The sequence below is a fragment of the Lysinibacillus sp. Ag94 genome, assembly GCF_023242215.1.
Lineage (GTDB): Bacteria > Bacillota > Bacilli > Bacillales_A > Planococcaceae > Lysinibacillus.
The window spans coordinates 886,235-909,167 of the sequence record NZ_CP096780.1 but is presented as its reverse complement, the minus strand read 5'-3'; the positions used below and the strand labels follow the sequence as shown (position 1 = coordinate 909,167).

24 protein-coding genes and 1 other annotated feature are annotated in these 22,933 nt (G+C 38.2%); all 24 genes read right to left on the bottom strand.

The genetic code is table 11. The annotated features are described in order from the left end of the window. The 24 genes from MY533_RS04045 to MY533_RS03930 all read right to left on the bottom strand — a co-directional run bounded on the left by MY533_RS04045 (window position 1) and on the right by MY533_RS03930 (window position 22,916). Window positions 1-879 carry an aspartate carbamoyltransferase catalytic subunit gene (locus MY533_RS04045; RefSeq protein ID WP_132357892.1) on the bottom strand — a complete coding sequence of 293 codons (879 nt, stop codon included), beginning with the start codon at window positions 877-879 and terminating at the stop codon, window positions 1-3. Window positions 880-1,254: 375 nt separating this feature from the next. Next, entirely contained in the window at window positions 1,255-2,565 is a 1,311-nt protein-coding gene (locus tag MY533_RS04040) for a solute carrier family 23 protein (RefSeq protein WP_132357516.1), read from the bottom strand. 20 nt (window positions 2,566-2,585) lie between these two features. Continuing rightward, window positions 2,586-3,128 carry a bifunctional pyr operon transcriptional regulator/uracil phosphoribosyltransferase PyrR gene (gene pyrR / locus MY533_RS04035; RefSeq protein ID WP_132357518.1) on the bottom strand — a complete coding sequence of 181 codons (543 nt, stop codon included), beginning with the start codon at window positions 3,126-3,128 and terminating at the stop codon, window positions 2,586-2,588. A gap of 239 nt (window positions 3,129-3,367) precedes the next feature. Beyond that, the gene (locus MY533_RS04030) at window positions 3,368-4,279 is read right to left on the bottom strand and encodes an RluA family pseudouridine synthase (protein WP_132357520.1); all 912 of its coding nucleotides are present in this window, start codon (window positions 4,277-4,279) and stop codon (window positions 3,368-3,370) included. After that, entirely contained in the window at window positions 4,276-4,755 is a 480-nt protein-coding gene (gene lspA / locus MY533_RS04025; RefSeq protein WP_248718113.1) for a signal peptidase II, read from the bottom strand. The genes MY533_RS04030 and lspA overlap by 4 nt, the downstream gene beginning before the upstream one ends. A gap of 30 nt (window positions 4,756-4,785) precedes the next feature. Next, window positions 4,786-5,016 carry a hypothetical protein gene (locus MY533_RS04020; protein ID WP_248718112.1) on the bottom strand — a complete coding sequence of 77 codons (231 nt, stop codon included), beginning with the start codon at window positions 5,014-5,016 and terminating at the stop codon, window positions 4,786-4,788. Window positions 5,017-5,459: 443 nt separating this feature from the next. Then, window positions 5,460-5,795, bottom strand: coding sequence for a hypothetical protein (locus MY533_RS04015; protein WP_248718111.1), 336 nt, complete (start codon window positions 5,793-5,795; stop codon window positions 5,460-5,462). Window positions 5,796-5,900: 105 nt separating this feature from the next. Further along, on the bottom strand, window positions 5,901-8,669 hold the full coding sequence (ileS, locus tag MY533_RS04010) for an isoleucine--tRNA ligase (RefSeq protein WP_248718110.1): 2,769 nt from the start codon (window positions 8,667-8,669) through the stop codon (window positions 5,901-5,903). Window positions 8,670-8,915: 246 nt separating this feature from the next. Continuing rightward, window positions 8,916-9,138: a binding site (T-box leader), on the bottom strand. A 90-nt stretch (window positions 9,139-9,228) separates the two neighbouring features. Continuing rightward, entirely contained in the window at window positions 9,229-9,753 is a 525-nt protein-coding gene (locus MY533_RS04005; RefSeq protein WP_132357526.1) for a DivIVA domain-containing protein, read from the bottom strand. Window positions 9,754-9,848: 95 nt separating this feature from the next. Beyond that, window positions 9,849-10,637 (bottom strand): YlmH family RNA-binding protein, encoded by a 789-nt coding sequence (locus MY533_RS04000; protein ID WP_248718109.1) that lies wholly within the window; start codon window positions 10,635-10,637, stop codon window positions 9,849-9,851. A 180-nt stretch (window positions 10,638-10,817) separates the two neighbouring features. Continuing rightward, on the bottom strand, window positions 10,818-11,096 hold the full coding sequence (locus MY533_RS03995; protein WP_248718108.1) for a YggT family protein: 279 nt from the start codon (window positions 11,094-11,096) through the stop codon (window positions 10,818-10,820). Window positions 11,097-11,116: 20 nt separating this feature from the next. Beyond that, on the bottom strand, window positions 11,117-11,614 hold the full coding sequence (locus tag MY533_RS03990; protein ID WP_132357533.1) for a cell division protein SepF: 498 nt from the start codon (window positions 11,612-11,614) through the stop codon (window positions 11,117-11,119). After that, window positions 11,598-12,302 carry a YggS family pyridoxal phosphate-dependent enzyme gene (locus tag MY533_RS03985; protein ID WP_305883988.1) on the bottom strand — a complete coding sequence of 235 codons (705 nt, stop codon included), beginning with the start codon at window positions 12,300-12,302 and terminating at the stop codon, window positions 11,598-11,600. The genes MY533_RS03990 and MY533_RS03985 overlap by 17 nt, the downstream gene beginning before the upstream one ends. Window positions 12,303-12,445: 143 nt before the next feature. Next, complete coding sequence (locus tag MY533_RS03980; RefSeq protein WP_049668351.1) at window positions 12,446-12,682, bottom strand: PRC-barrel domain-containing protein; 237 nt, start codon at window positions 12,680-12,682, stop codon at window positions 12,446-12,448. 301 nt (window positions 12,683-12,983) lie between these two features. Beyond that, the gene (gene sigG / locus MY533_RS03975; RefSeq protein WP_132357537.1) at window positions 12,984-13,757 is read right to left on the bottom strand and encodes an RNA polymerase sporulation sigma factor SigG; all 774 of its coding nucleotides are present in this window, start codon (window positions 13,755-13,757) and stop codon (window positions 12,984-12,986) included. A 114-nt stretch (window positions 13,758-13,871) separates the two neighbouring features. Next, window positions 13,872-14,579 carry an RNA polymerase sporulation sigma factor SigE gene (gene sigE / locus MY533_RS03970; protein WP_049668349.1) on the bottom strand — a complete coding sequence of 236 codons (708 nt, stop codon included), beginning with the start codon at window positions 14,577-14,579 and terminating at the stop codon, window positions 13,872-13,874. A gap of 13 nt (window positions 14,580-14,592) precedes the next feature. Then, entirely contained in the window at window positions 14,593-15,426 is an 834-nt protein-coding gene (locus MY533_RS03965) for a sigma-E processing peptidase SpoIIGA (protein ID WP_248718106.1), read from the bottom strand. A gap of 764 nt (window positions 15,427-16,190) precedes the next feature. Continuing rightward, a complete protein-coding gene (ftsZ, locus tag MY533_RS03960; RefSeq protein ID WP_100544024.1) occupies window positions 16,191-17,348 on the bottom strand; it encodes a cell division protein FtsZ in 1,158 nt (385 codons plus the stop codon). A gap of 341 nt (window positions 17,349-17,689) precedes the next feature. Then, window positions 17,690-18,973 carry a cell division protein FtsA gene (gene ftsA / locus MY533_RS03955; protein ID WP_132357541.1) on the bottom strand — a complete coding sequence of 428 codons (1,284 nt, stop codon included), beginning with the start codon at window positions 18,971-18,973 and terminating at the stop codon, window positions 17,690-17,692. Between the two features lie 96 nt (window positions 18,974-19,069). Continuing rightward, a complete protein-coding gene (locus tag MY533_RS03950; RefSeq protein WP_132357543.1) occupies window positions 19,070-19,441 on the bottom strand; it encodes a small basic family protein in 372 nt (123 codons plus the stop codon). A 3-nt stretch (window positions 19,442-19,444) separates the two neighbouring features. Continuing rightward, window positions 19,445-20,164, bottom strand: coding sequence for a DUF881 domain-containing protein (locus MY533_RS03945; protein WP_132357545.1), 720 nt, complete (start codon window positions 20,162-20,164; stop codon window positions 19,445-19,447). A 126-nt stretch (window positions 20,165-20,290) separates the two neighbouring features. Next, complete coding sequence (locus tag MY533_RS03940) at window positions 20,291-21,019, bottom strand: DUF881 domain-containing protein (RefSeq protein ID WP_248718105.1); 729 nt, start codon at window positions 21,017-21,019, stop codon at window positions 20,291-20,293. After that, a complete protein-coding gene (locus tag MY533_RS03935; protein WP_132357549.1) occupies window positions 20,997-21,815 on the bottom strand; it encodes a cell division protein FtsQ/DivIB in 819 nt (272 codons plus the stop codon). The genes MY533_RS03940 and MY533_RS03935 overlap by 23 nt, the downstream gene beginning before the upstream one ends. 21 nt (window positions 21,816-21,836) lie before the next feature. Next, complete coding sequence (locus MY533_RS03930; protein WP_248718104.1) at window positions 21,837-22,916, bottom strand: FtsW/RodA/SpoVE family cell cycle protein; 1,080 nt, start codon at window positions 22,914-22,916, stop codon at window positions 21,837-21,839. Window positions 22,917-22,933: the final 17 nt, after the last annotated feature.

Sequence of the window (22,933 nt, the reverse complement as noted above, 5' to 3'; positions counted from 1 at the left end):
TTACTCTCTCCCCTTTAATATTGTTTCAACAATAGCCATTCGTGTATAGACACCGTTACGAACCTGCTCGAAAATTCTAGAACGCTCGCATTCTACTAGCTCTGACGCAATTTCTACATCACGATTGACCGGTGCTGGATGCATAATAATGGCCTTTTCTTTCATTTGTTTCTCACGTTCAATTGTTAAACCGTACTCTTGATGATAGCTCTCTTTTGAGAAGCTTTTATTTACCTTATGACGTTCATGCTGTACACGAAGTAACATAATTACATCGCTTATTTCGATTAAATCATCCCAAGAATGATGTGCTTCAAAACTGCCTTGCCACTCTTCTGGACAAAGGAAATGAACATTTGCCCCTAAGCGCTGTAACGCTAATGCATTCGATTTCGCTACTCGGCTATGGCATATATCTCCAGCAATTGTCACATTCAACCCTTCAAAAGAACCAAACTCTTTTTTGATTGTATAAAGATCTAATAATGATTGAGACGGATGCTGACCAGTGCCGTCACCTCCATTAATGATCGATACATTGATATCTTCAAGTAGTTCATTGTAATACGCATCTTCCTTTGCGCGAATGACTACTGCATCCATGCCAATCATTTCTAGCGTCTTTACCGTATCGTACAATGTCTCCCCTTTAGAGACGCTCGAAAAGCTTCCATCAAACGGGATAACGATGCAACCAACTTTGCGCTCTGCCATTTCAAAGCTTGTTTTCGTACGTGTACTTGGTTCAAAAAATAAATTTGCGACGTTGTGTGGGCGAGATAATGATGATGCTTCACCATTCTCAAAAGCTTGCGCACGATCTAGAATGTGGTTAATTTCTTCAATTGTTAAATGTTCCATCGATAATAAGTTTTTCATCATGTACCTCCACTTGGTTGTGTTTCATGAACGTTATGTATAACTAACGTTTTATAAAATCAATTTCGCCTTGGCGTAATTGCGTCCGGATTTTGAATTGTGCTCAAGCCTGCACGATGTAGGTCAGTTAGCCGTTTTCGCAGGAAGCGAGGGCTTTAGGCGAACATCCTTTATTCATTCCTTTCAAAAATCTGCGACAGCCGCCGGAGGATCTTCATTCATCTCACCTTCAGGGGTGAGATAATAAAAGCCTCGTTGATGTCATCAACGAGGCATAAGGAGGCGTGACAAACTACAGCAGGATACACTCCTACTACTAGCTTATCTACAACTTCCCTTTTTTTGCCTCTCTGGACAATTCATTAAAAGGTACTTCTATGAATTTTTATTTTGATTGTACGGTACTGGTATTTCCGCTTCTTTTTTACCTGGTAGGATAGCATTTAAAACAACCCCGATAATCGCTGCTAATGCCATACCTTCGATACTTAGTGATTCCGAAATAACGAACTTCGCACCACCGATGCCAATGACTAAAATTACAGAGGCGATGACCAAGTTACGACTATTTCCAAAGTCGATATGATTATCCACTAACATTCGTAATCCACTTGCTGCAATGATACCGAAAAGCAAGATGGATACCCCACCAAGTACAGCTGTTGGAATCGTTGCAATCACTGCCATTGCTTTCCCGAAGAATGATAGTAAAATAGCTACGACTGCTGCACCTGCGATGACATACACACTGTAAACACGTGTGATAGCAAGAACACCGATATTTTCACCGTAAGTTGTTTTCGGTGGACCACCGATTAATGCACTTATAAATGTTCCAACTCCATCACCTAAAAGTGAACGGTGTAAGCCTGGCTCTTTAATATAATCTCGATTCACAACTTTCCCTAATACTAATTGGTGACCAATATGCTCTGAAATAGTTACGATAACAATTGGCACCATTGTTAGTAGTAGCTTCGTTGTAATTTCAAAGTTGTAGTGAACTCCTGGGATTAAAAAATCAGGCTTTGCAAAGAACTCTGCTTTGGCAATTGGTGAATAATCTACAATTCCGATCATCATTGAGTAAATATATCCCACGATTAAGCCAATTAAGATTGGCATTGTGCTTAAAATACCTCTAAAGAAAATCGTGAAAATGATAGCTGTAAATAATGTCACTAACGCTGCTGAGAAGTGTAAAAAGCTATATTTATCATCTACATTCATCGCCATATTTACCGCTGTCCCTGATAGTCCAAGACCAATTACCATAATGACAGGTCCTACTACAATCGGCGGTAAAATTTTCATAATCCATTTGTAGCCGCTTTTCCAGATGATTAGGGATACGATACCATATGTAATCCCGACGGCCATCGCACCAATCATCGCATGACCTGGATTTACACTTGAACCATCTTTATTTAAACCACCTGCGGCAAGTAAAATTGGGGCGATAAAAGCAAAGGATGAACCTAAATAGGCTGGCACTTGAAATTTCGTAATTAATAAGAAGAACAGTGTAGCAATTCCACTTGTTAAAAGGGCAATCGCAGGACTCAGACCAACCAACTGAGGAACTAAGATCGTTGACCCAAACATGGCAAACATGTGCTGGAAACTTAATGTCACTAGTTGGACTGGGGTCGGTTTATCTTTAATATCTAATACTGCATTTGACATAAGGTTTCCTCACTTTATAGTTAGTCTTCTTTAAAAATGATGACGCAATCTTCTCCGTCTACCTCTTGTAAATTTACGATAATACGCTCAGCGCCAGATGTTGGTACATTTTTGCCAACATAATCAGCTCTTATTGGTAGTTCTCTATGACCTCTATCGATCAGTACCGCAAGTTGAATTTGTGAAGGTCGCCCTAAATCCATTACTGCATCAAGTGCTGCTCGTACTGTACGTCCTGTGTAAAGTACATCATCGACTAAAATAATTTTTTGATTAACGACCACATCATCAATATCTACTTGTTCAACATGTGCCTGTTCATTATCATGCTTTGTCGTTAAATCATCTCGATAAAGGGTAATGTCTAACTCCCCTGTACGGATCGGTTTGCCTTCAATTTTTTCAATTCGTTCTGCAAGACGTCTTGCAAGAAAGGCACCTCGTGTTTTAATACCAACTAAAATACATTCATCGATTCCTTTATTACGTTCAATAATTTCGTGTGCAATGCGCGTTAACGCTCTTGCCATAGATGGGCCATCTAATAGCTCATTTTGTGCCATGTAGTTTCCTCCTCTCTTTTATTTATTGTTGGCCATGTGTCCATAAAAAAACCTCTCAAGGCGAATGGCCTGAGAGGGTTATATACGTGTTTAAATAGTATGTTGAAAAATTTGCAGCACAAATTTTTTACAACACATTCACATGTACCTTCTCAGCCTCTCTGGACTGTCTTTAAAGGTGAATATTTAGTTAAGTTGTTCATTCACTTTCGTTAGTATAGACCTTCTTTTACTATACGTCAATGCCTATTTCTTAAATCGTTTAATAATTGTTCATAATCAGCAGGAATTGGTGCTTCAAACTGCAAATATTCACCTGATGTAGGATGATCGAAGCCTAATACACCCGCGTGTAATACTTGTCCACCAAAGTCGATCGTCTTTTTCGGTCCATATTTTGGGTCACCAACAAGTGGGAAGCCAATATAATTCATATGCACACGAATCTGATGAGTTCGTCCCGTTTCTAAGCGACATTCTACAAGCGTGTATTCACCAAAGCGTTCGATAACTTGGAAGTGAGTTACCGCATGCTTCCCTTTATCGACAACTGCTTGTTTTTGACGATCTTTTTGATCGCGACCAATCGGTGCATCAATTGTGCCTTTATCATGTGCAATGTGCCCGTGAACTAGCGCAGTATATTTACGTGTCACTGTTTTATTGACTAGCTGATTCACTAACGATTCATGAGCTGCATCATTTTTAGCAACCATTAATAATCCTGATGTATCTTTATCGATACGGTGAACAATTCCTGGTCGCATAACACCATTAATGCCCGATAAATCCTTGCAATGATACATTAAGCCGTTTACAAGCGTACCTGTCATATGTCCAGGTGCCGGATGGACAACCATGCCTTTTGGTTTATTCACAACAAGGACATCTGCATCTTCATAAACAATATCAAGGTCTAAGTTTTCAGCAATCACATCTAATGGCTCAGCTTCGGGTACATCAATCTCTATAATATCCCCTACTTTTACCTTATACTTCGCCTTAACAGTCTCTCCATTTACTTTGACAATACCCTCAGTAATCCAATTCCCGATTTGTGTACGCGACCACTCTGATTGCACACCCGAAAGCGCCTTATCAATGCGCTCTCCCTGTTGTTGTTCTTCCATTGTATATGATACTTGCGTCATTCTTTCACCTGTTTCTTTCCTTTTTTATCTTCAACGATTAAGCCTATCATTAATATCACTACCGCCAATGTTAAAGCAGCATCTGCAATATTGAAAATTGGGAAATCATAATTAATTACTGGAACTAAGACACTTACAAAATCGACCACTTCACCTCTAAAAATACGGTCAATAAAATTACCTACAGCCCCACCTAATAAAAACATTAAGCCTACTTGAAAAATAGGTTTACCTTTAGCCTCTTTATGATAAAAGTACAGGATCGCACAAATAACGCCTATCGTGACAATGCTAAATAACCACATTTGTCCTTCTAACATTCCCCATGCCGCTCCTCTATTTCGATGAGACAATATCCCAAACCACGGATCCCATACTGAAATGCGTTCGCCAAACTCCATATTTTTCACAATTAGCCATTTTGTCCACTGATCTAAAATAACTACGAATGCGGCCAATCCATAATATTTATACACAGACACTCCTCCGTTCGCTCAACATCTAACCTATTCTACCATAACAGCCCATCCCAGAATAACTAATATAGCATGAAAATATGGATCAATACCATTGTGTGAAGGGATTTTCGTTCCTACTCGGCGCTTCCTGCGGATGTTTGGTGTGCTGTCTATCGCTTTGACTACTCTATCCATGATTTTGGTGGTTCTATCCACGACTTTGGCTACTCTATCCACGATTTTGGTGGTTCTATCCACGACTTTGGCTTCTCTATCCATCGTTTCGACTCTTCTTTCCCTCGCTCTGGACTCTCTATCCGTCTCTTCGACTCTTCATTCCGTCGCTCTGGTTTTCATCCGTCTCTTCAGCTGTTCTTTCCGTCGCTTTGGACTCTATATCCGTCTCTTCGGCTCTTCTTTCCGTCGCTCTGGACTCTCTATCCGTCTCTTCGGCTATTCTTTCCATCGCTCTGGTTTTCATCCGTCATTCTGGCCCTTCTTTCCGTCACTCTGGACCCTCTTTCCGTCGCTTCGGCTATTCTTTCCGTCGCTTTGGTTTTCATCCGTCACTTCAGCTGTTCTTTCCGTCGCTTTGGACTCTATATCCGTCTCTTCGGCTATTCTTTCCGTCGCTCTGATTTCATCCGTCGCTTCAGCTGTTCTTTCCGTCGCTCTGGACTCTCTATCCGTCTCTTCGGCTATTCTTTCCATCGCTCTGGTTTTCACCCGTCATTCCGGCCCTTCTTTCCGTCACTCTGGACCCTCTTTCCGTCTCTTCGGCTATTCTTTCCGTCGCTTTGGTTTTCATCCGTCGCTTCAGCTGTTCTTTCCGTCACTCTGGACCCTCTATCCGTCGCTTTGGCTACTCTATCCACGATCTTGGTGGTTCTATCCACGACTTTGGCTTCTCTATCCATCGTTTCGACTCTTCTTTCCGTCGCTTTGGCTACTCTATCCACGATTTTGGTGGTTTTATCCACGACTTTGACCATTCTATCCACGATTTTGGCTGCTCTATCGGTCGCTTCTTCTGTTCTTTCCGTCCCTTTGAATTTCATCCGTCACTCTCGGCCTTCAAAAAAACGCAAGCCCCCATTACCAAGGAGACTTGCGTTATTCATTACCTAGAAGTTTTTATTTTAGTTTGCATTACTATTGCTATTTTAAACGTAATACTTTTCTACAACTTCTGCACAACGCGCACACACTGTTGGTTGTGCTTCGTTTGAACCGACTGTTTCAGAAATAGACCAGCAACGCTCACATTTTTCACCTGTTGCTTTTTCTACAACAATCGATGCATGCTCTAGAGCTAATGCATCTGCAGGTGCAGCTTCAATTGACGCTACTTCAAAAGCAGAAACAATTGAAAGCTGTGCAAAATCAATGCTTGCATCATTTAATAATGCTGCCACATCTTCTTTCGCATAAACTGTCACTTTTGCTTCAAGTGATTTACCAATTGTTTTTGCATTACGAGCTTCCTCTAATGCTTTTAAAATATCGTCACGAACATCAATAATTTCCACCCATTTTGCACGTAGACTTTCGAAGTTTGTATGTTCATCTACCTCTGGGAAGTCTGTTAATTGTACAGATACCTCTTCTACAACACCTTGAGCATGTAAGTAAGACCACATCTCGTCACTTGTATGAGGAATAATAGGTGACATTACTTTTACTAATGTCATTAATGTATCATAAATAACTGTTTGCATCGCACGGCGATCTTTGTTGTCATGGCCTTCGATGTACACTACATCTTTTGCAATATCTAAATAGAATGAAGATAGTTCTACTGCAACAAAGTTATTCACTGCATGATAAACCGCTGCGAAATCATAGCGATCATATGCAACACGTACAGTTTTTAATACATCCTGTAGACGCATATAAACGTACTGATCCATTTCGCGCAGATCCTCATATGCTACTCGATCTTTCGTTGCATCGAAATCAGCTATATTTCCGTGTAAGAAACGGAATGTGTTACGGATTTTTCGATAAACCTCAGATACTTGCTTCAACATATCCATTGAGATACGAACGTCGGCTGTATAATCTACAGAAGCAACCCATAAACGAAGAATATCTGCTCCATATTGATCCATAACTTTTTTCGGGATAATTACATTCCCTAACGATTTACTCATCTTACGACCTTCACCATCTAGCACGAAACCATGAGTTAATAGTCCCTTATATGGTGCATAGCCATTAATAGCTACAGAAGTAATTAATGATGAGTTAAACCATCCACGGTGTTGGTCAGAGCCCTCTAAATAAAGATCAGCTGGATATTTCATACCACGTTCTACTAATACACCTTGGTGAGAAGAACCTGAGTCAAACCAAACGTCCATAATATCGTTTTCTTTTGTAAATTCACCGTTCGGGCTACCTGCATGCGTGAAGCCTTCTGGTAATAATTCTTTAGCTGTTTTTTGGAACCAAATATTTGACCCGTGCTCACGGAATAATGCAGAGATATGGGCAATTGTTTCTGGTGTAATAATAGGTTCGCCATTTTCAGCATAGAAAATTGGAATTGGCACACCCCAAGCACGTTGACGTGAAATTACCCAGTCTCCACGGTCACGAATCATATTATAAAGACGAGTTTCACCCCAAGCAGGTGTAAATGTTGTTGATTTTACAGCGTCTAGTAACTCATCACGGAATGCATCAACTGACGCAAACCATTGTGGTGTTGCACGATAAATAACTGGTTTTTTTGTACGCCAGTCATGTGGATAAGAGTGTGTAAAGAAGCTAAGCTTTTCTAATGCACCAACTTCTTTTAATTTTTCTGTAATTAATTTGTTGGCATCATTGTAGAATACACCTTCAAAACCAGGTGCTTCATCTGTGTAGCAGCCGCTATTATCAACAGGGCTAAGAATTGGTAGACCATATTGCTTACTAATATGATAGTCATCTTCCCCGTGTCCTGGTGCTGTATGAACACAGCCAGTACCCGCTTCAGCAGTTACGTGCTCTCCAACCATCACAAGAGATTCACGGTCGTAGAATGGATGCTGTGCAACAATTCGATCTAATGCTTCACCTTTAACTTCTTGAACAACTTCATACGATTCCCACTCAAGTTCGTTTGCAACTGTTGCTAATAATTCTTTTGCAATGATGAATTTTTTATCGGCAACTGCAACAACTACATAGATAAATTCAGGGTTTACAGAAATCCCTAAGTTTGCAGGAATTGTCCAAGGTGTTGTTGTCCAAATGATAATTTTAGCATCTGCTGGGACAACATCTTTAGCATCTTTAATCCCAAAGCTTACATAAATCGAAGGTGATTTAATATCTTTATATTCGATCTCTGCTTCTGCAAGTGCAGATTCAGATGATGGAGACCAGTAAACTGGTTTTAACCCTTTATAAATATAGCCTTTTTCAGCCATTTTTCCGAAAACTTCAATTTGACGAGCTTCAAATTCAGGCTTTAATGTAATATATGGATTTTCCCAATCACCACGAACACCTAAACGGCGGAATTGTGTACGTTGGTTGTCGATTTGCTCGTAAGCATACTCTTCACATAATTTACGGAATTCAGCAACAGACATTTCTTTGCGCTTTACACCTTTGTTCGTAAGTGCTTGCTCAATTGGTAAACCATGAGTATCCCAGCCTGGAATATAGTTTACATGGTAGCCAGTCATCGAGCGATGACGTGTAATCATATCTTTTAGCACTTTGTTTAATGCATGGCCGATATGGATATCACCATTTGCATATGGAGGTCCATCATGTAATACATACTCAGGATAACCTTTAGTACGCTCCATCTGTAATTTATTAATGTCCATTTCATCCCATTTTTCTTGCATCTTCGGTTCATTTGCCGGTAAATTTCCACGCATTGGGAAATCTGTTTTTGGCATTAATAAAGTATCTTTGTACTCAACCATTTTTCAATTCCTCCTTTATGTTTACAAACAAAGAACATATGCACTTAGACGTTCAATAAACGACAATTATTAGACTCATCACCATAACGCAGGGTTGATTTCACTTTCTAAGGGGTGTGCATAACTTATATTCACGGCAGTCGTTTTAGAAAAGTTATTAGCAAAATCAATAATTTTCAATAACGAAAGTATAGGGCCCAATGGAAGCCTTCCGCTATTTGAACATAAAAAAGCCCCTCAATCCCTCAAAGGGACGAGAAGCTTATACTCGCGGTACCACCCTAATTGTAGCACAAAATCGTACTACCACTCTTCAAGCACGTTAACGTCGTGCATCACGAAATAACTTACTGCATTCAGTTATTTTAGCTCAGAAGTGATGTTCATTGTTAATTGCTTGTTCGGGCTCGCACTATCCCCAAATCGCTTAACTACGCCTAACAAATACTGTCTTCGTCTCTGCCTATTTTGCATATGTGTTCTAAATAATTACTATTACATTAGTATATGAAAATCATACTATCACGTCAAGTTTCACTTATTGCTACCTACTTTAGGATTAAACTTGATCGGCTTCCTGTGCTTCTTCAACAGATGCTTGAATTTCAGTAAGGTCAATATCATATTGTAGCAAATGGTCCCAATCGTCAGCATTTAATAAATCCAGCTGTGCTTCTACAAGCATTTTAAAACGATTACGGAATACCTTTGATTGCTTTTTCAGCTCATCAATTTCAATTGTCACTTTGCGAGCCTTTGTTAAAGCCTCATTGATAATACGATCAGCATTTTTTTCTGCTTCCTTTACAATGAGTTTAGCCTCTTTTTGAGAATTTCTTCGTACTTCATCAGCTGCTTCTTGTGCAACAACAATTGATTTTTGTAACGTTTCCTCTAATGAGTTAAAATGTCTCGCTTGTTCTAAGGAAATTTCTAGTTGTCTGTCTACTTCCTTTTTTTCACGTAACAAAATTTCATAGTCTTTGATAATTTGATCTAAAAATTCATTTACTTCATCTTCAGCATAACCTCTGAAAGATTTAGTAAACTCCTTATTATGTATATCAATAGGTGATAATGGCATACGATCCTTCTCTCCTTTACATGTACATTCGTACTTTCTATTATACAATTGTTCCAACAACTTAGCAGTAAAAATTAATGGAATTCACTTGATTTTTAGCTTTTTTGGGTCAATCGACCGATTTGCAAACGAATTTTATCTTTTTTTGTACGACCTTCAGTCATCATAATTTTTATTCGACCGTTTCCACGTACAGATAAAATATCTCCTTCTTGTAATTCAAAAGCAACTGAATCTCGTTCAGTCCAATTGACACGTACCTTTTTACCTGTAATTAATGCTTGTGCCTTTTGGCGAGAAATTTTTAAAATCGTTGAAATAATCACATCTAAACGCATCGAAGAAACAGTATGAGATTCTTCTAGCCACTCATCCTCGTTTTGTAGCAAAGGCTCCGTCTCTTTAATCGATTCTACATGTACCTTTACCTTGCCAATGCCTGTTAAATGTAAGCGTACATATTCAGCTACCTCAATCGCTACTACAAATTGTACAAGATGGTCATTGACACGAATATCACCGAATTTGCCACGATCCAATCCTAAAGATAACAAAGCTCCAAGGACATCTGGATGTCGTAATTGGACAAATTTCACAGGATATTGAATCGTAAATACTGTAAGCTGAAAATCTTCCTCCATAGGCTCATAATAAGTAGGATAAATTAGCATGCGTTGTCTTTCTGCTTCATCAAAGAGCCCAGCACTAGCTGTTTTTAATGTATCATACTGCCCAATTATCGATGCTACAATAAAGCGCTGTCTGGGATCTAGAAAATCAGTAAGCTTTGGAGCATATCGATCCTCTACCTCATGCTGCCAGCCCACAACTTGTTCAATGAAAGGCTGTTCATCTTTCCTAAAATGCTGTATTAAATGCTCCATATAACTTCACCTCTATTATCACTCTTTTATTTGTATCATTTCATTGGTATTTTAAGGATTTATAAAAAAATCAAAATTTGTTCCGGCTTATTGTATTCCTAGGGCATACGCCTAAATATTGTTTAAATTTAGTATTTCTCATAAATAAAAAATCCCCACCGTTCGTGAGGATTTCTTTTATTAAAACATAAAGAATATTTTTTGAATAACAATAAAAAGCCCATTTTTAATAAAATTAAGTAAAAAAATCGCCACAATCGGTGAAATGTCAATCATCCCAATAGGAGGGATAAATTTCCTAAAAATACTCAAGTAAGGCTCACATACTATTTTAAGGAAACGGCCAATTGCTGAATCTTGTATAGCAGGTACCCATGACATTAAAACATATCCAACTAACATATAAGAATACACGTTAAATGCTAATGATATATAACTTAGAATTATCCATAAATCCATATAAACTACAATCCTCGCTATTAATTATCGTCTAAAATAAAATTTGAAATTTCGCCAGACACTTCTACATTATCAGGTGTGCATAGGAAAATGTCTTTACCGATTCTTTGGATATCACCGCTAAGTGCATAAACTGTGCCACTTAAAAAATCAATAATTCGTACACCTTGCTCTCGCTCAATACGTTGTAAATTGACGATCGTTGCACGCTTATTTTTCAAATGTTCAGCAATATCCTGTGCTTCGGCATAAACTCTAGGTTCAACTAAGACAACTTTTGCGCCTTTAGAATTCATTGCTGCCTGCAAACTTACTATGTTGTTTGTAGGTGTTGTACTTTGTGGAAAAATTTCCTGAACTTGCGCTTTACGCTCCTTCATCATTTTTTTAGGCTTCGCAGATTGAATCTGTTGCTGTTGTTGTACGGGTTGTTGCTGTTGAATAGGAGCTTGCGTGATTTCTTCTTCTAGTTCTTCCTCAAGATAAAAGAAATTTTTAATTTTATTTTTCATGCTCATCCTGTTCCCTTCTTTCATTTCCAACAAGAGCCGTTCCAACTCGAACAAATGTAGCCCCTTCTTCTACCGCAATTTCAAAGTCATTAGACATGCCCATTGATAACTCGGTACAAGGAGCGTGCGCGAATCCTTGCTCGGCTATTTGCTGTTGACATTGTTTTAATTGCTTAAAAACAGAGCGAATAATTGTATCCTCATCTGTGTTTGGTGCCATTGTCATTAAACCAACAATTTGAATTTTTGTAAAATCCTTTAATGATTCAATAAAAGGCAGGACTTCTTCAATCGATAAACCATGTTTGGCTTCCTCGCCAGATACATTAACTTGTACAAAACATTTGACAGGTTTGTCTGCTCTTTTTTCAATTTCCTGTGCTAAACTCAAACGATCTAATGAATGTAAAAAATCAATACTGTTAATGACTTGTCTGACCTTACGAGTTTGTAAAGACCCGATATAATGCCAATGTACATCAGCTTGAATCGTTTCAATTTTACGATTTAAGCCTTCAGGACGGTTCTCGCCTAAATGTATAAGCCCCGCATCAATTGCTTCTTGTGTTCTTTCTACAGAAACTTCTTTTGTCACTGCAATAACTTGGACTTTTTCTGTTTCACGATTTGCACGTTTTTTTGCTGTTTGTATAAGATCATTAATTTTCTTCAAATTTACTAAGATTTTTGTCACTGTTTTTCCCAACTTTACAACAATAGTTTCCTTTATTGTAACAAGCAATGCTTGAATTATCAATGAATAGCCTGGCCTATGTGAAAGTACTTTAACCCCGTCTATGCTTTAAAATTGCTTACTTTATCTAGATATTTTTCTCTTTAGGATAGTGCTTTTACTAAAATTACATCTTTCCCCACTACAAGTACATCTTTCATATACACTTTCCTAACAGATTCTTCTCCACGAAAAAATCCTAGATATTTACGGGGTTCTGCAATCATAAAAGCCGTTACATAGCCTGTTTCTTTGGATACCTCTGCATCTACCACAAATCCTAAAAAGCGTCCATTGCCTGCTTCAATAACTTCTTTTTGCTGTAACATCGAGAAACGCATTTTATCCCTCCCTAAATCAATTACTCTCAACATCGTTTTATCTCAACAAACTATGTTTTCTCTTTATATTTATGTGTTTATTGTTGTTTAAATGAAAATGAAATGATTAAGGAATCTCTCTTTGGCAAAAAGAAGAGGTGATTTCCGTTCCAGGCTACTCGCTTTCCTGTGGGCGAGCGTCAGCTACAAAGCGCCCAGTCAGAACGGAAATCACCCCCTCATTTTGCCGAGGAGCCCTACTTAATTTATACCATTGATATAAATTAAAATGCGCACCGAGCATTCGGGTGCGCATTGTTTTTTACTTATAATCTTTCTGCATTGTTTCAATTGCATTTTTTTCCAGACGTGAAATTTGCGCTTGAGAAATCCCCAATTCTTTTGCAATTTCAGTTTGTGTCTCACCGTAATAAAAACGCTTTGCAACAATCATTTGTTGACGATCATCTAACTTTTGCAAACTTTCCTTTACTGACACGTAGGCAACCCATTGATCTTCCGATACATCATCATCACGTAATTGGTCCATCATATAAACAGCGTCTCCACCGTCTGAATAAATAGGTTCCTGTAAGGAAACTGGATCTTGAATGGCATCTAGAGCAAATAAAACATCTTCCTTTTTCATGTCAATCATTTCAGCAATTTCTTCAATTGTTGGCTCTCGTAAATTATCGGTTATCCATTGTTCTTTTGCCTGCATTGCCTTATATGCAATATCTCTTAAAGAACGAGAAACGCGCAATGCATGATGATCACGCAGATGGCGACGAATTTCACCAATGATCATCGGAACAGCATATGTTGAAAAACGTACATTATGCTTCAAATCAAAATGATCAATAGCTTTCATGAGGCCAATACAGCCTACCTGAAATAAATCATCTGCCTGTTCACCCCTGTAGGCAAATCTACCGACTATACTGAGCACTAACCTTAAATTGCACATTACAAGCTCTTCCCTAATCTCACTTTCTCCAGCTTGTAAACGAATGAATAGTTCTTTCATTTCCTCGTGCTTTAAAATTGGCAAAGTCGATGTATCTAAGCCGCAAAGATCTACTTTAGTTCGCATATTCGATTCCTCCGGATGTTATTCTCTGACTAAACCGTTACATCAGTTTGTCCGAGAGAAACGAGAATATGCACAAAAGCCAAGACCAATTTTAGGTAGGTTAAATTTCCCTCTCTAAGAAATTGGCTGATTCAGATTTTCACGTAAATCTTGAATAATTTTCTTCTCTAATCGGGAAATATAGGATTGCGAAATACCTAAATGATCAGCAACTTCTTTTTGAGTCATTTCAATTTTTCCATTGAGGCCAAAACGACATTCCATAATATATCGTTCACGCGCACCTAGTAAATTAATGGCATGAAACATATGTTGACGCTCAATTTTCTTCTCTACATTGTCTAAAATAATATGCTCTTCAGTACCTAAAATATCAGACAATAACAACTCGTTTCCATCAGCATCGGAGTTTAATGGTTCATCTAGTGAAACTTCACCCTTCATGCGACTTGTTTTACGTAAATGCATCAAAATCTCATTTTCAATACAACGAGATGCATATGTGGCAAGCTTAATATTTTTATCTGTATTGAACGTTTCTATCGCCTTTATTAAACCGATTGAGCCAATACTTATTAAATCCTCAATCGGCGTTCCCGTATTATCAAAACGTCTAGCAATATAAACAACAAGACGTAAATTACGTTCAATTAGTGTATCTCTAGCTCGTAAATCACCATTCATAAAGGATGCAATGACTGTAACTTCTTCTTCTCGACTTAATGGCACTGGCAATGAATCATTTCCCCCTATATAGTACGTTTCACGACTCCGAAACTTACTCCAAAATTTTTTCAAGCTAGCAAGTAGCCTAAGAAGCAATAGTTCTCCCCCTCTATGAGTTATTTGAAAGCGCTGAAAAATGCAAAATTGCTGCTGTGCTATGTGGAAAATTTTTAGCCTTTTTTGTTAAAACGATATATTCATTTGTTTTCACTTGTGAGTCCTCCCCCTTTATATGCCACTCTTCAAAGCGAAAACCTAATACAACCGATTGCTGTTGTACTGTATTGACATGAATAAATCGAATATAACGCTGATAATCTTCTGAAAACATGGATACATTATACGGATCAGTTTCTTGCCATTCTAATAATGATTTGCAAAATGCTGCAGGTAAGTGTGGACGTAATGCTGCATAAGAGACAAAATGTACAGGTTTTCCTGATAGTGGCTCAATCGCTTGATTTCCCGTATCCACAAATGCAGAAAGCGGTATCTTTACATCAAAAATTTTTAACGTCGTATCAAACACAAACTGACCACTTAACCGCTCAAGCTTTACAAATCCCCATTGCTTATAAAAAGCTACAAGATTTCCAACAGCTAGTAGTAGGCAAATCATTATAAAATGGACAACAGAAAGATTCTTTAAATACGGTTGTAATGCAGTTAATAATCCACCAATAATAATTGTTGCTGTTAAAACGATTGGTCCTTGCTTTTGAAAGCTTCGAATCTTGAAGCGAAAAGCTAGTCCGATCAGTAAGATAAAGCTTAGTAGCATCGTTAACAGCATTTGTCCACCAATTACAGCTACAAAACTACTACAAATAGAACTCATTAATAATCTCGTGTTCTTTACAAAAACCCCTGTTACTTTTGCCGTAAACTTGAGTATCGCTAAATTAAAAAGTGTATTAATGAGCACCAGCCATTCTCCATACATAACAGCCGCCTCCTACATACAAAGTTAGCATGTTACTCCCACAAATATTGTCAAACAATCGCATCATTTCATTAAAATGTTTTGACAAAATACATCTTTTCCTTACACATTTGAACATAATTAATTTTTAAGTCACTGAAAATATCAATGGAATATGAATGAAATTATGCGTCATATTAAATATGAGTAAATGGCTTTTGGGCAAAACGTGAGGTTGATTTCCATTCCAACTGGGCGCTTTGCTGCTGACGCTTCGCTTCCGCACAGAGCAAGCTTCCTGGGGGCGTTCGATGAGCCGCTTCGCTTCGCTGCAGGGTCTCGGGCCGACACGATGTTGGTCACGGAGGCATTATCACAGGACGTGATGCTTTTAGCCTTCGTTCCTCTAAATCGCTGATCCCCGAGGAGTCGACCAGTTTCCACTCCAATCAACTACTTTACATAGAATGTATCTTCTGGCGTGGCACTCTCTAATTTAAAGTGATATGTATAATAAAACTTCAGCAATAAATGTTTTCTGTGCTAAAGTGAAGGCGTCAACAACAACAAATTTTTTAGTGTGAAAGTATAGTCTTAACGGAGTGACAGTGACAGCGACAGCACAATGAAGGAAGCGGCTCGATGCTCGTCACCAAGGAAAATGTGTAGCCTGGAACAAATAAAGAAGCAACATTCATAACATAATAGTTTTTCAACAACACAAAAAAGCTCGTATTTCACATAATGTAAATACGAGCTTTGCTTTTTAAAGTTTGGATGCTAATTTATCCGCGATTTTTACGGTTACGTAAAAATGCTGGTACTTCAAGCATGTCATCTTGTACATAATTTTGTTGATTTTGGCGTGGTTGTTCTTGCTGTACATGCACATCTTGACGTTGCTCACGAATCGGCGCTTGCTGTTGTTGTGCAGCTTGTCTATTTGTATTTAACGTTGGTCGTGTAGTATTACGCTGTTGCTGTAATGCTTCCTCTGAGAAACCAGTCGCAATAACTGTAACAATAATTTCATCCTTTAGATTTTCGTTAATAACAGAACCGAAAATCATATTTACTTCTTCGTCTGATGCTGATGCTACAATATCTGCAGCCTCTTGTACTTCAAATAGGCTTAGATTTGAGCCACCAGTAATATTCATGAGGACACCTTTAGCGCCATCAATTGATGATTCAAGTAAAGGACTTGAAATAGCTTTCTTAGCTGCTTCTGCAGCACGGTTTTCACCTGTAGCTATACCAATACCCATTAACGCTGAACCTTTGTTAGACATAATTGTTTTTACGTCTGCAAAGTCTAAGTTAATAAGACCTGGCGTTGCAATTAAATCCGAAATACCTTGTACACCTTGTCGTAAAACATTATCTGCTTCACGGAATGCCTCTAGCATTGGCGTAGATTTATCAACAATTTGTAACAGCTTGTCGTTCGGAATAACGATTAAAGTATCAACAGACTCCTTCATGCCACCAATACCGCCGATAGCTTGTGTTTGTCGTTTGCGACCTTCAAACGTAAATGGACGCGTTACAACACCGACTGTAAGAGCTCCTAAATCGCGAGCAATTTGAGCGATTACTGGCGCAGCACCAGTACCAGTTCCTCCGCCCATTCCAGCTGTAACGAATACCATATCTGCACCGCGTAGAACCTCTTCTAATTGTTCACGGCTCTCTTCAGCAGCTTTTTTCCCTACTTCAGGATTTGCCCCCGCACCTAATCCACGTGTAAGTTTTGTTCCAATCTGTAGCTTTATTTCTGCTTTCGATAAATTTAGCGCTTGTGCATCTGTGTTTACTGCGATAAAGTCAACACCTTGTACACCATGTTCTATCATTCGATTGACAGCGTTGTTACCGCCGCCACCAACACCAATGACTTTTATTACTGCAAGTTGATCAACACTTGTATCAAATTCTAACATTTCTTTTTCCTCCCACGGTAACTCGACTCTGTATCATTCATTACGCATTCAAGATCAATTATGCCTCGGTATAATTGCGTCCGGAATCGGCTTTGTGCTTAGGCCTGCAAGACCAGGTCCGTTAGCCGTTATCGCATAAATGCGATGATTTTAGGCTAACATTCACTAAGAACTCCTTTCCGATTCCGTGACATCCGCCGTAGGCATTACCTTCTTTCAGCAGGTGTTTGGACATCTGCTGAAAAGTAGCTTAAATCCGAATTTATCTCACCACCTATAGAGGTGGAGACTTCTGTACCTGTCGCTACGCTTTCGGTACAAAGGACATTTGCTGAAAGAAGTTAATCAAAAAATTTATCAAATAATTTTTTTGCTCTTCCGATTACGCTTCCTTTTGATTCTGAAGGTGCAGCATATTCTTGCTTCTTAGGTGTGGCTGCAGGGGATCCTACAACTGCATATTCGATAGGCTGCGTATTTGTACTTTTCCCATAAAAATCATCTTCTAAATAGGCGTAACGAATAAGTCCAACTGCCGTCGTAAATGAAGGCTCTCTAACGCCAATATAGTCAGGTGTATATATTCTAACACGTGTTTGCAGTATCTGGCGTGCCAGTTGAGCAATTCCCTCAAGCTTTGCAACGCCTCCTGTCAAAACAACACCGCCTGGTAAATCTCTTACACCTAGACGGGCTAACTCGTCGATGACTAACTCAAATAATTCTTCCAAACGAGCGCCAATTATTTCTGATATAAAGCGCTGACTGTACTGATCTGTTGAATCTGTCCCTACAACTGGTACTTCGAAGAGCTCATCGTCTGATGCGTCATCATAAAAGGCATGTCCAAATTGATGTTTAATTTGTTCTGCCTGTTCTGTTGGTGTTTTTAAGACGATTGAAATATCTTTCGTAATATGATCGCCACCAACTGGAATGACACCCGTATGAGTTAACAGGCCTTCTTCGAATACTGTGATAGTCGTTGAACCGCCTCCTAAATCAATGAAAGCGGTACCTTGGTTTTTTTCATCCTCTGTTAATGCAAAGTAACCTGCTGCTAATGGTTGTAAATAGATTTCTCGAATACTAAGACCTGCACGTTCTACACAACGTAAAACATTGTGTAAAAGTGTTTTGGAAGTTGTGATCATTGTGGCATCCATTTCTAAACGAATACCAATCATACCTCGCGGATCTTTGATTTCATCTAAATTATCCACAATAAATTGTCTTGGAATAATATTTACTAATTCACGTTCAGGAGGTATTGACATGACTTGTGCAGATTCTACCACTCTATCTAAATCATCATCTGTAATTTCTCTATTTTCACTATTTACAGCGACAACACCTTTAACTAGCTGTAACATCGTCTGGTTAGCAGGAACACCTAAAACGACTTCATTAATTTGATACCCTGTCATTCGTTCAGCTTGATCTATTGCTTTTCGAATCGATTGAACTGTTGCATCAATATCAACAATTGCACCTTTTCGAACTCCATTCGATTTTACATTTCCGACGCCAATTACATGTAATTGCCCGTCGCTCATTTCACCTATTAATACCTTGATAGAGGAGGATCCTATATCAAGGGAAATATATAAATCTTGCTGATTCAATTAGCTGCACCTCCTTGAAAAAATGCTCTTATTCTCATTCTATTGTAAATTCAGCATAATGTCTAAGCAAATCGAGCATTTTGCTCAATTTTTCTCTCATTCTATGGAATTTTTGTTCTTTTTATGACGTTTCTCATCTAAGCGAGTTAGTAGAATACGCCTAATTATTGCTATATTTTGGAACAAACGTACTCCAAAAGCGAAAATAGCAGCTAAATATAAGTCTATCCCTAAATACACACCTAAAAAGGCTAATCCTGCTGCCAAAGCTATATTAAAAAAGAATCCTGATACAAATACTTTATCGTCATATACTTGCTGTAATTGAGCACGAATACCGCCAAATAATGTATCTAAAGCTGCTAAAACAGCTATTGACAGATAATTTTCATATATAGAGGGTATTTGTATATTTGTTAACAAGCCAAGGGCAAGTCCAAATATCAAACCTAAAAATGGTAGCCACATATATTATTCTCCTTTTTCCACCTCTGCTAAATAATCATTTGTCAATGGCTGATCAAATGCTGGGATTGTTAAATGCTCAGATGGTTCCTCTATTATTAAATTAAAGTTATCCAAATAAAAGGAATCGATAAATGTAGAAGCTTGTAACGAGTTGTACATTTTTTGAGCTTCTTTAAAAGAGCTTGTCCCAACATAAATTTCAAAGGGTGGTGAGGACAGTGGTACACTGTTCACTGTAGTCTTTCCATTTATGTCTCGAATGGCTGTCGTCTGAACAACGCGATTTCCATCTATCGAGACACTCGCTGCATTGTTTTTAAACAGAGCATTTAGTAATTGGGTTAGTAAATCAGGTGTAATTTCTTTAATTTCATACCCCATTTCAACTAATTCGGGTGCTGGTTCAACTCGAAGTATAACTCCTGGACTTGTGACTTCCGTTAGCCCGGCCTGTAGTTTTAAACGATTCAGCGTTTCATTTAATGCTGACTGTAAATTTGCTTTCTCAGATTGCTCATAGCGACCCACTACTTCATTAAGTGAGCGAATTTCTGCTAATAACGCGGAATGCCTTTGCTTCTCTTCTGCTAATTCCTCTCTTATGGCCCAAATATCTCGTGTATCTCGCTCAGCTGGTTGCTTTATGGTATTGTATTGTACCGCTATCATCAAACCGATAATAAATAGCACGATCGTTATTCGGGTAAACATATTTTTTTTCAAAATAGCCCCTCCTAGACGTATCGTAACCCCTCACAGATTTACGCCTTAGATCTTGAACTTTGCATATCTATAAGCTACCTAGAGGCTATAACCAAATTTAATCTGTAAATATTGACTTGAAATCGTTTAACTTTCTACTTTTGCTTTTGGCATTGCAAGCTTTTGATCTTCTTCTAATGATACAACTATATTGTCATTTAATAATTGATCCACAACGCCACCAGTTAAGTTTAAGGCAGCTATTAATGTTGCTGAATCTCCTACAGCTTCGACGACGAATGGAGCTGGGTGTTGCTTGCCATCAATAGTGATGACTGGTCCATTACAGCGTATATAAGAATTCGCTAAAACACGTTGACCATTAATAGCAATTGCTTGCGCACCAGAAATTTTAAGTTCATTGAGCAATTTAAAAATATGACTTTCATGCACGATATAATCATTAGGATTAGCGGATTTTGGATTATAATCACCATCTTGAAGGGTAATACGTATCCCTTTTCCTTCTGAATTTAAATCACCTAACAACAAGCGTAAATCCTCTGCTTCTTCAACAAGCTTTGTATAATCCTTTTTGCTAGCGACAAACGATTTTTCATACTTGCGAATTTTTTCTTGCAAAGCATTCGCCTCTTCTGATAATTCTTTATTGCGCTCTTGTTGTGCAATTAACTCCTCACGATAAGAATCCTCTTGCTCGAAAAGCTCCTTATTAGTCGAACCTGTATCTCGATTTTCTTTTGCCTGGTTGTAGGAATAGCCAATGATAAACCCCATAGTTACACAAACGATAAGCAACTGAAATTGTTTTCTTGAAAAGAAATTTTCTTTGCTATTCTTTTTCTTGTTGTTCATCTTTTTTCACTTCCTGGTTGGCCGCATCTTGATCTAAATCAATATTTTGGTTGTACTCCGTATTGAAAGGACGATAATACGAGCCGACCTCTAAATCGATAACCCCCTTTTCCAAATTTGGAATTTGTGCCACAAGCGAAGGGTAATGATTTAGTTTTTCTGCTAAAGTTTGAATAACGGCACGAACTTCATAGCCATCGTTCATATAGAGCTTGATTGCATTAGGATTTGTTTCATTACTATTTGTATTGACTTGAGAAATTAATGCTAATACTTCTGGGTTTAATTGTGCTAATTGCTTGACGAGCTTCTTAATTGTCTTTTCACCAGTTATGCCGATAAATACAGGTGCATCAATCGGAATATCATCCCCAACTTGTTCAAAGCGCTTGCCATTTTCAAGCAATGGATAATAAGTACCGTCACCAGCTAAGTACGCAACCTTTTTCCATTCTTTAATATCTATGGTCACGCCTCGAAGCCAATTACGTTTAACATGTGCTTCTTTCACCCATTTATCCTTTAGCAATATTTTCTCTACGTCTTCTACTTTAAATCCCCACATCGACTTCCCAGTTGTAAGAGTACTTGTCTTCATATAATATTGTTCTTCTACTAATCGAGCACCGTTGACTGTTATGTTGTTGATTTTACTGTAAGGAGATTGAAAATAAAGGAGTACTGCTAACACAGTAAAGAAAAGTAATATTAGCACTATAAATTTCCGATTTGTACGCTTTTTTCGTCGCTTTTTTAGCGTAGGTATGCGATCTTCTATGTCAATTACTTTCTCCAAAAAAGTACTCCTCCTTTATATTTATTTCGCTAATTGATAAATAATACCTATTATTAGCCACATTGTTACTAAAGATGTTCCCCCATAACTGATAAAAGGCAATGTAACGCCTGTTACAGGAACTAAGCCAATCACTACTGCTATGTTTAGAAATGCTTGTACGGCAAGCATCGTTACAAGTCCGATGATTGCGAAATATGCTGTTCTTGTTTTAGCTTGCACTGCAAATTTATAGCCTGCATAAATCACCAGTACGAAAAGTGCTAAAATAACAAGTCCACCAAGTAATCCAACCTCTTCTAGAATGATTGCGTAAATAAAGTCATTTTGTGGTTCAGGTAAATATAAAAACTTTTGCCTACTTTGTCCAAAACCATGCCCGAAAATTCCAGCGGGACCTATAGCCATTAATGATTGTACAGCCTGAAACCCACTACCTAAAGGATCGACCCACGGATCAATAAATGCCTCTATCCGCTTTAGTCGGTATGGTGCTGTAACAATCAAGCCTACTAATCCAGCAATTCCAGCTATCAAGAACATTGCATAAAGCTTTAAAGGATACCCTGCCACAAAAAGCAATAAAAACACAGACACAACGAGAATAAAAACTGAACCAAAATCAGGCTGAAGCATAATAAGTACTACAGGCAATAATAAAATCAATCCATGCCGCCAATTAACGATCGACGTACCTGTTTTATGCTGCGCTAAAATATGGCTCATATATACAATGACTGTAATTTTCGTTAGCTCTGCTGGTTGAATTGTTAAAGGACCTACGCCAATCCAGCTTTGAGAACCATTTCGAACTAGTCCAATTCCTGGTATAAGTACAAGGACTAGTAAAATTAACGAAAATATATAGGCCATTTTCCAAAAGGACTGCTCTTTTAAAATATTTAATCGAATAGTGATTAAAAACACTACAATAGCTACCGCAAAGTATAGACTTTGCTTCATATAAAACGGCATTTTTCCACTATAATGAACGGCACTCCAATAGGTACCTGCAGAATAGACGAAAATAATGCCGATTATAGAAAGCATCAATGTTGTGACGAGCAATAAATAGCTTTCTTTCCCTCTCAGTATTGCCATCCTTCCAAGTCAAGTAT

What these genes read in the sequence shown, in the direction of transcription:
- MY533_RS04015 (WP_248718111.1), bottom strand. Translation starts at nt 5,795, where the DNA reads ATGAAATTCAAAGGGACGGAAAGAACAGAAGAAGCGACCGATAGAGCA.
- MY533_RS04045 (WP_132357892.1), bottom strand. Translation starts at nt 879, where the DNA reads ATGAAAAACTTATTATCGATGGAACATTTAACAATTGAAGAAATTAAC.
- MY533_RS03995 (WP_248718108.1), bottom strand. Translation starts at nt 11,096, where the DNA reads ATGGATTTATGGATAATTCTAAGTTATATATCATTAGCATTTAACGTG.
- MY533_RS03950 (WP_132357543.1), bottom strand. Translation starts at nt 19,441, where the DNA reads ATGTGGCTACCATTTTTAGGTTTGATATTTGGACTTGCCCTTGGCTTG.
- MY533_RS03965 (WP_248718106.1), bottom strand. Translation starts at nt 15,426, where the DNA reads ATGTATGGAGAATGGCTGGTGCTCATTAATACACTTTTTAATTTAGCG.
- MY533_RS04040 (WP_132357516.1), bottom strand. Translation starts at nt 2,565, where the DNA reads ATGTCAAATGCAGTATTAGATATTAAAGATAAACCGACCCCAGTCCAA.
- MY533_RS04030 (WP_132357520.1), bottom strand. Translation starts at nt 4,279, where the DNA reads ATGACGCAAGTATCATATACAATGGAAGAACAACAACAGGGAGAGCGC.
- sigG (WP_132357537.1), bottom strand. Translation starts at nt 13,757, where the DNA reads ATGCGAACTAAAGTAGATCTTTGCGGCTTAGATACATCGACTTTGCCA.
- ftsZ (WP_100544024.1), bottom strand. Translation starts at nt 17,348, where the DNA reads ATGTTAGAATTTGATACAAGTGTTGATCAACTTGCAGTAATAAAAGTC.
- MY533_RS04020 (WP_248718112.1), bottom strand. Translation starts at nt 5,016, where the DNA reads ATGGATAGAGAAGCCAAAGTCGTGGATAGAACCACCAAAATCGTGGAT.
- pyrR (WP_132357518.1), bottom strand. Translation starts at nt 3,128, where the DNA reads ATGGCACAAAATGAGCTATTAGATGGCCCATCTATGGCAAGAGCGTTA.
- MY533_RS03940 (WP_248718105.1), bottom strand. Translation starts at nt 21,019, where the DNA reads ATGAACAACAAGAAAAAGAATAGCAAAGAAAATTTCTTTTCAAGAAAA.
- ileS (WP_248718110.1), bottom strand. Translation starts at nt 8,669, where the DNA reads ATGGTTGAGTACAAAGATACTTTATTAATGCCAAAAACAGATTTCCCA.
- MY533_RS04005 (WP_132357526.1), bottom strand. Translation starts at nt 9,753, where the DNA reads ATGCCATTATCACCTATTGATATACATAATAAGGAGTTTACTAAATCT.
- MY533_RS03990 (WP_132357533.1), bottom strand. Translation starts at nt 11,614, where the DNA reads ATGAGCATGAAAAATAAAATTAAAAATTTCTTTTATCTTGAGGAAGAA.
- MY533_RS03930 (WP_248718104.1), bottom strand. Translation starts at nt 22,916, where the DNA reads ATGGCAATACTGAGAGGGAAAGAAAGCTATTTATTGCTCGTCACAACA.
- MY533_RS04000 (WP_248718109.1), bottom strand. Translation starts at nt 10,637, where the DNA reads ATGGAGCATTTAATACAGCATTTTAGGAAAGATGAACAGCCTTTCATT.
- MY533_RS03980 (WP_049668351.1), bottom strand. Translation starts at nt 12,682, where the DNA reads ATGCGTTTCTCGATGTTACAGCAAAAAGAAGTTATTGAAGCAGGCAAT.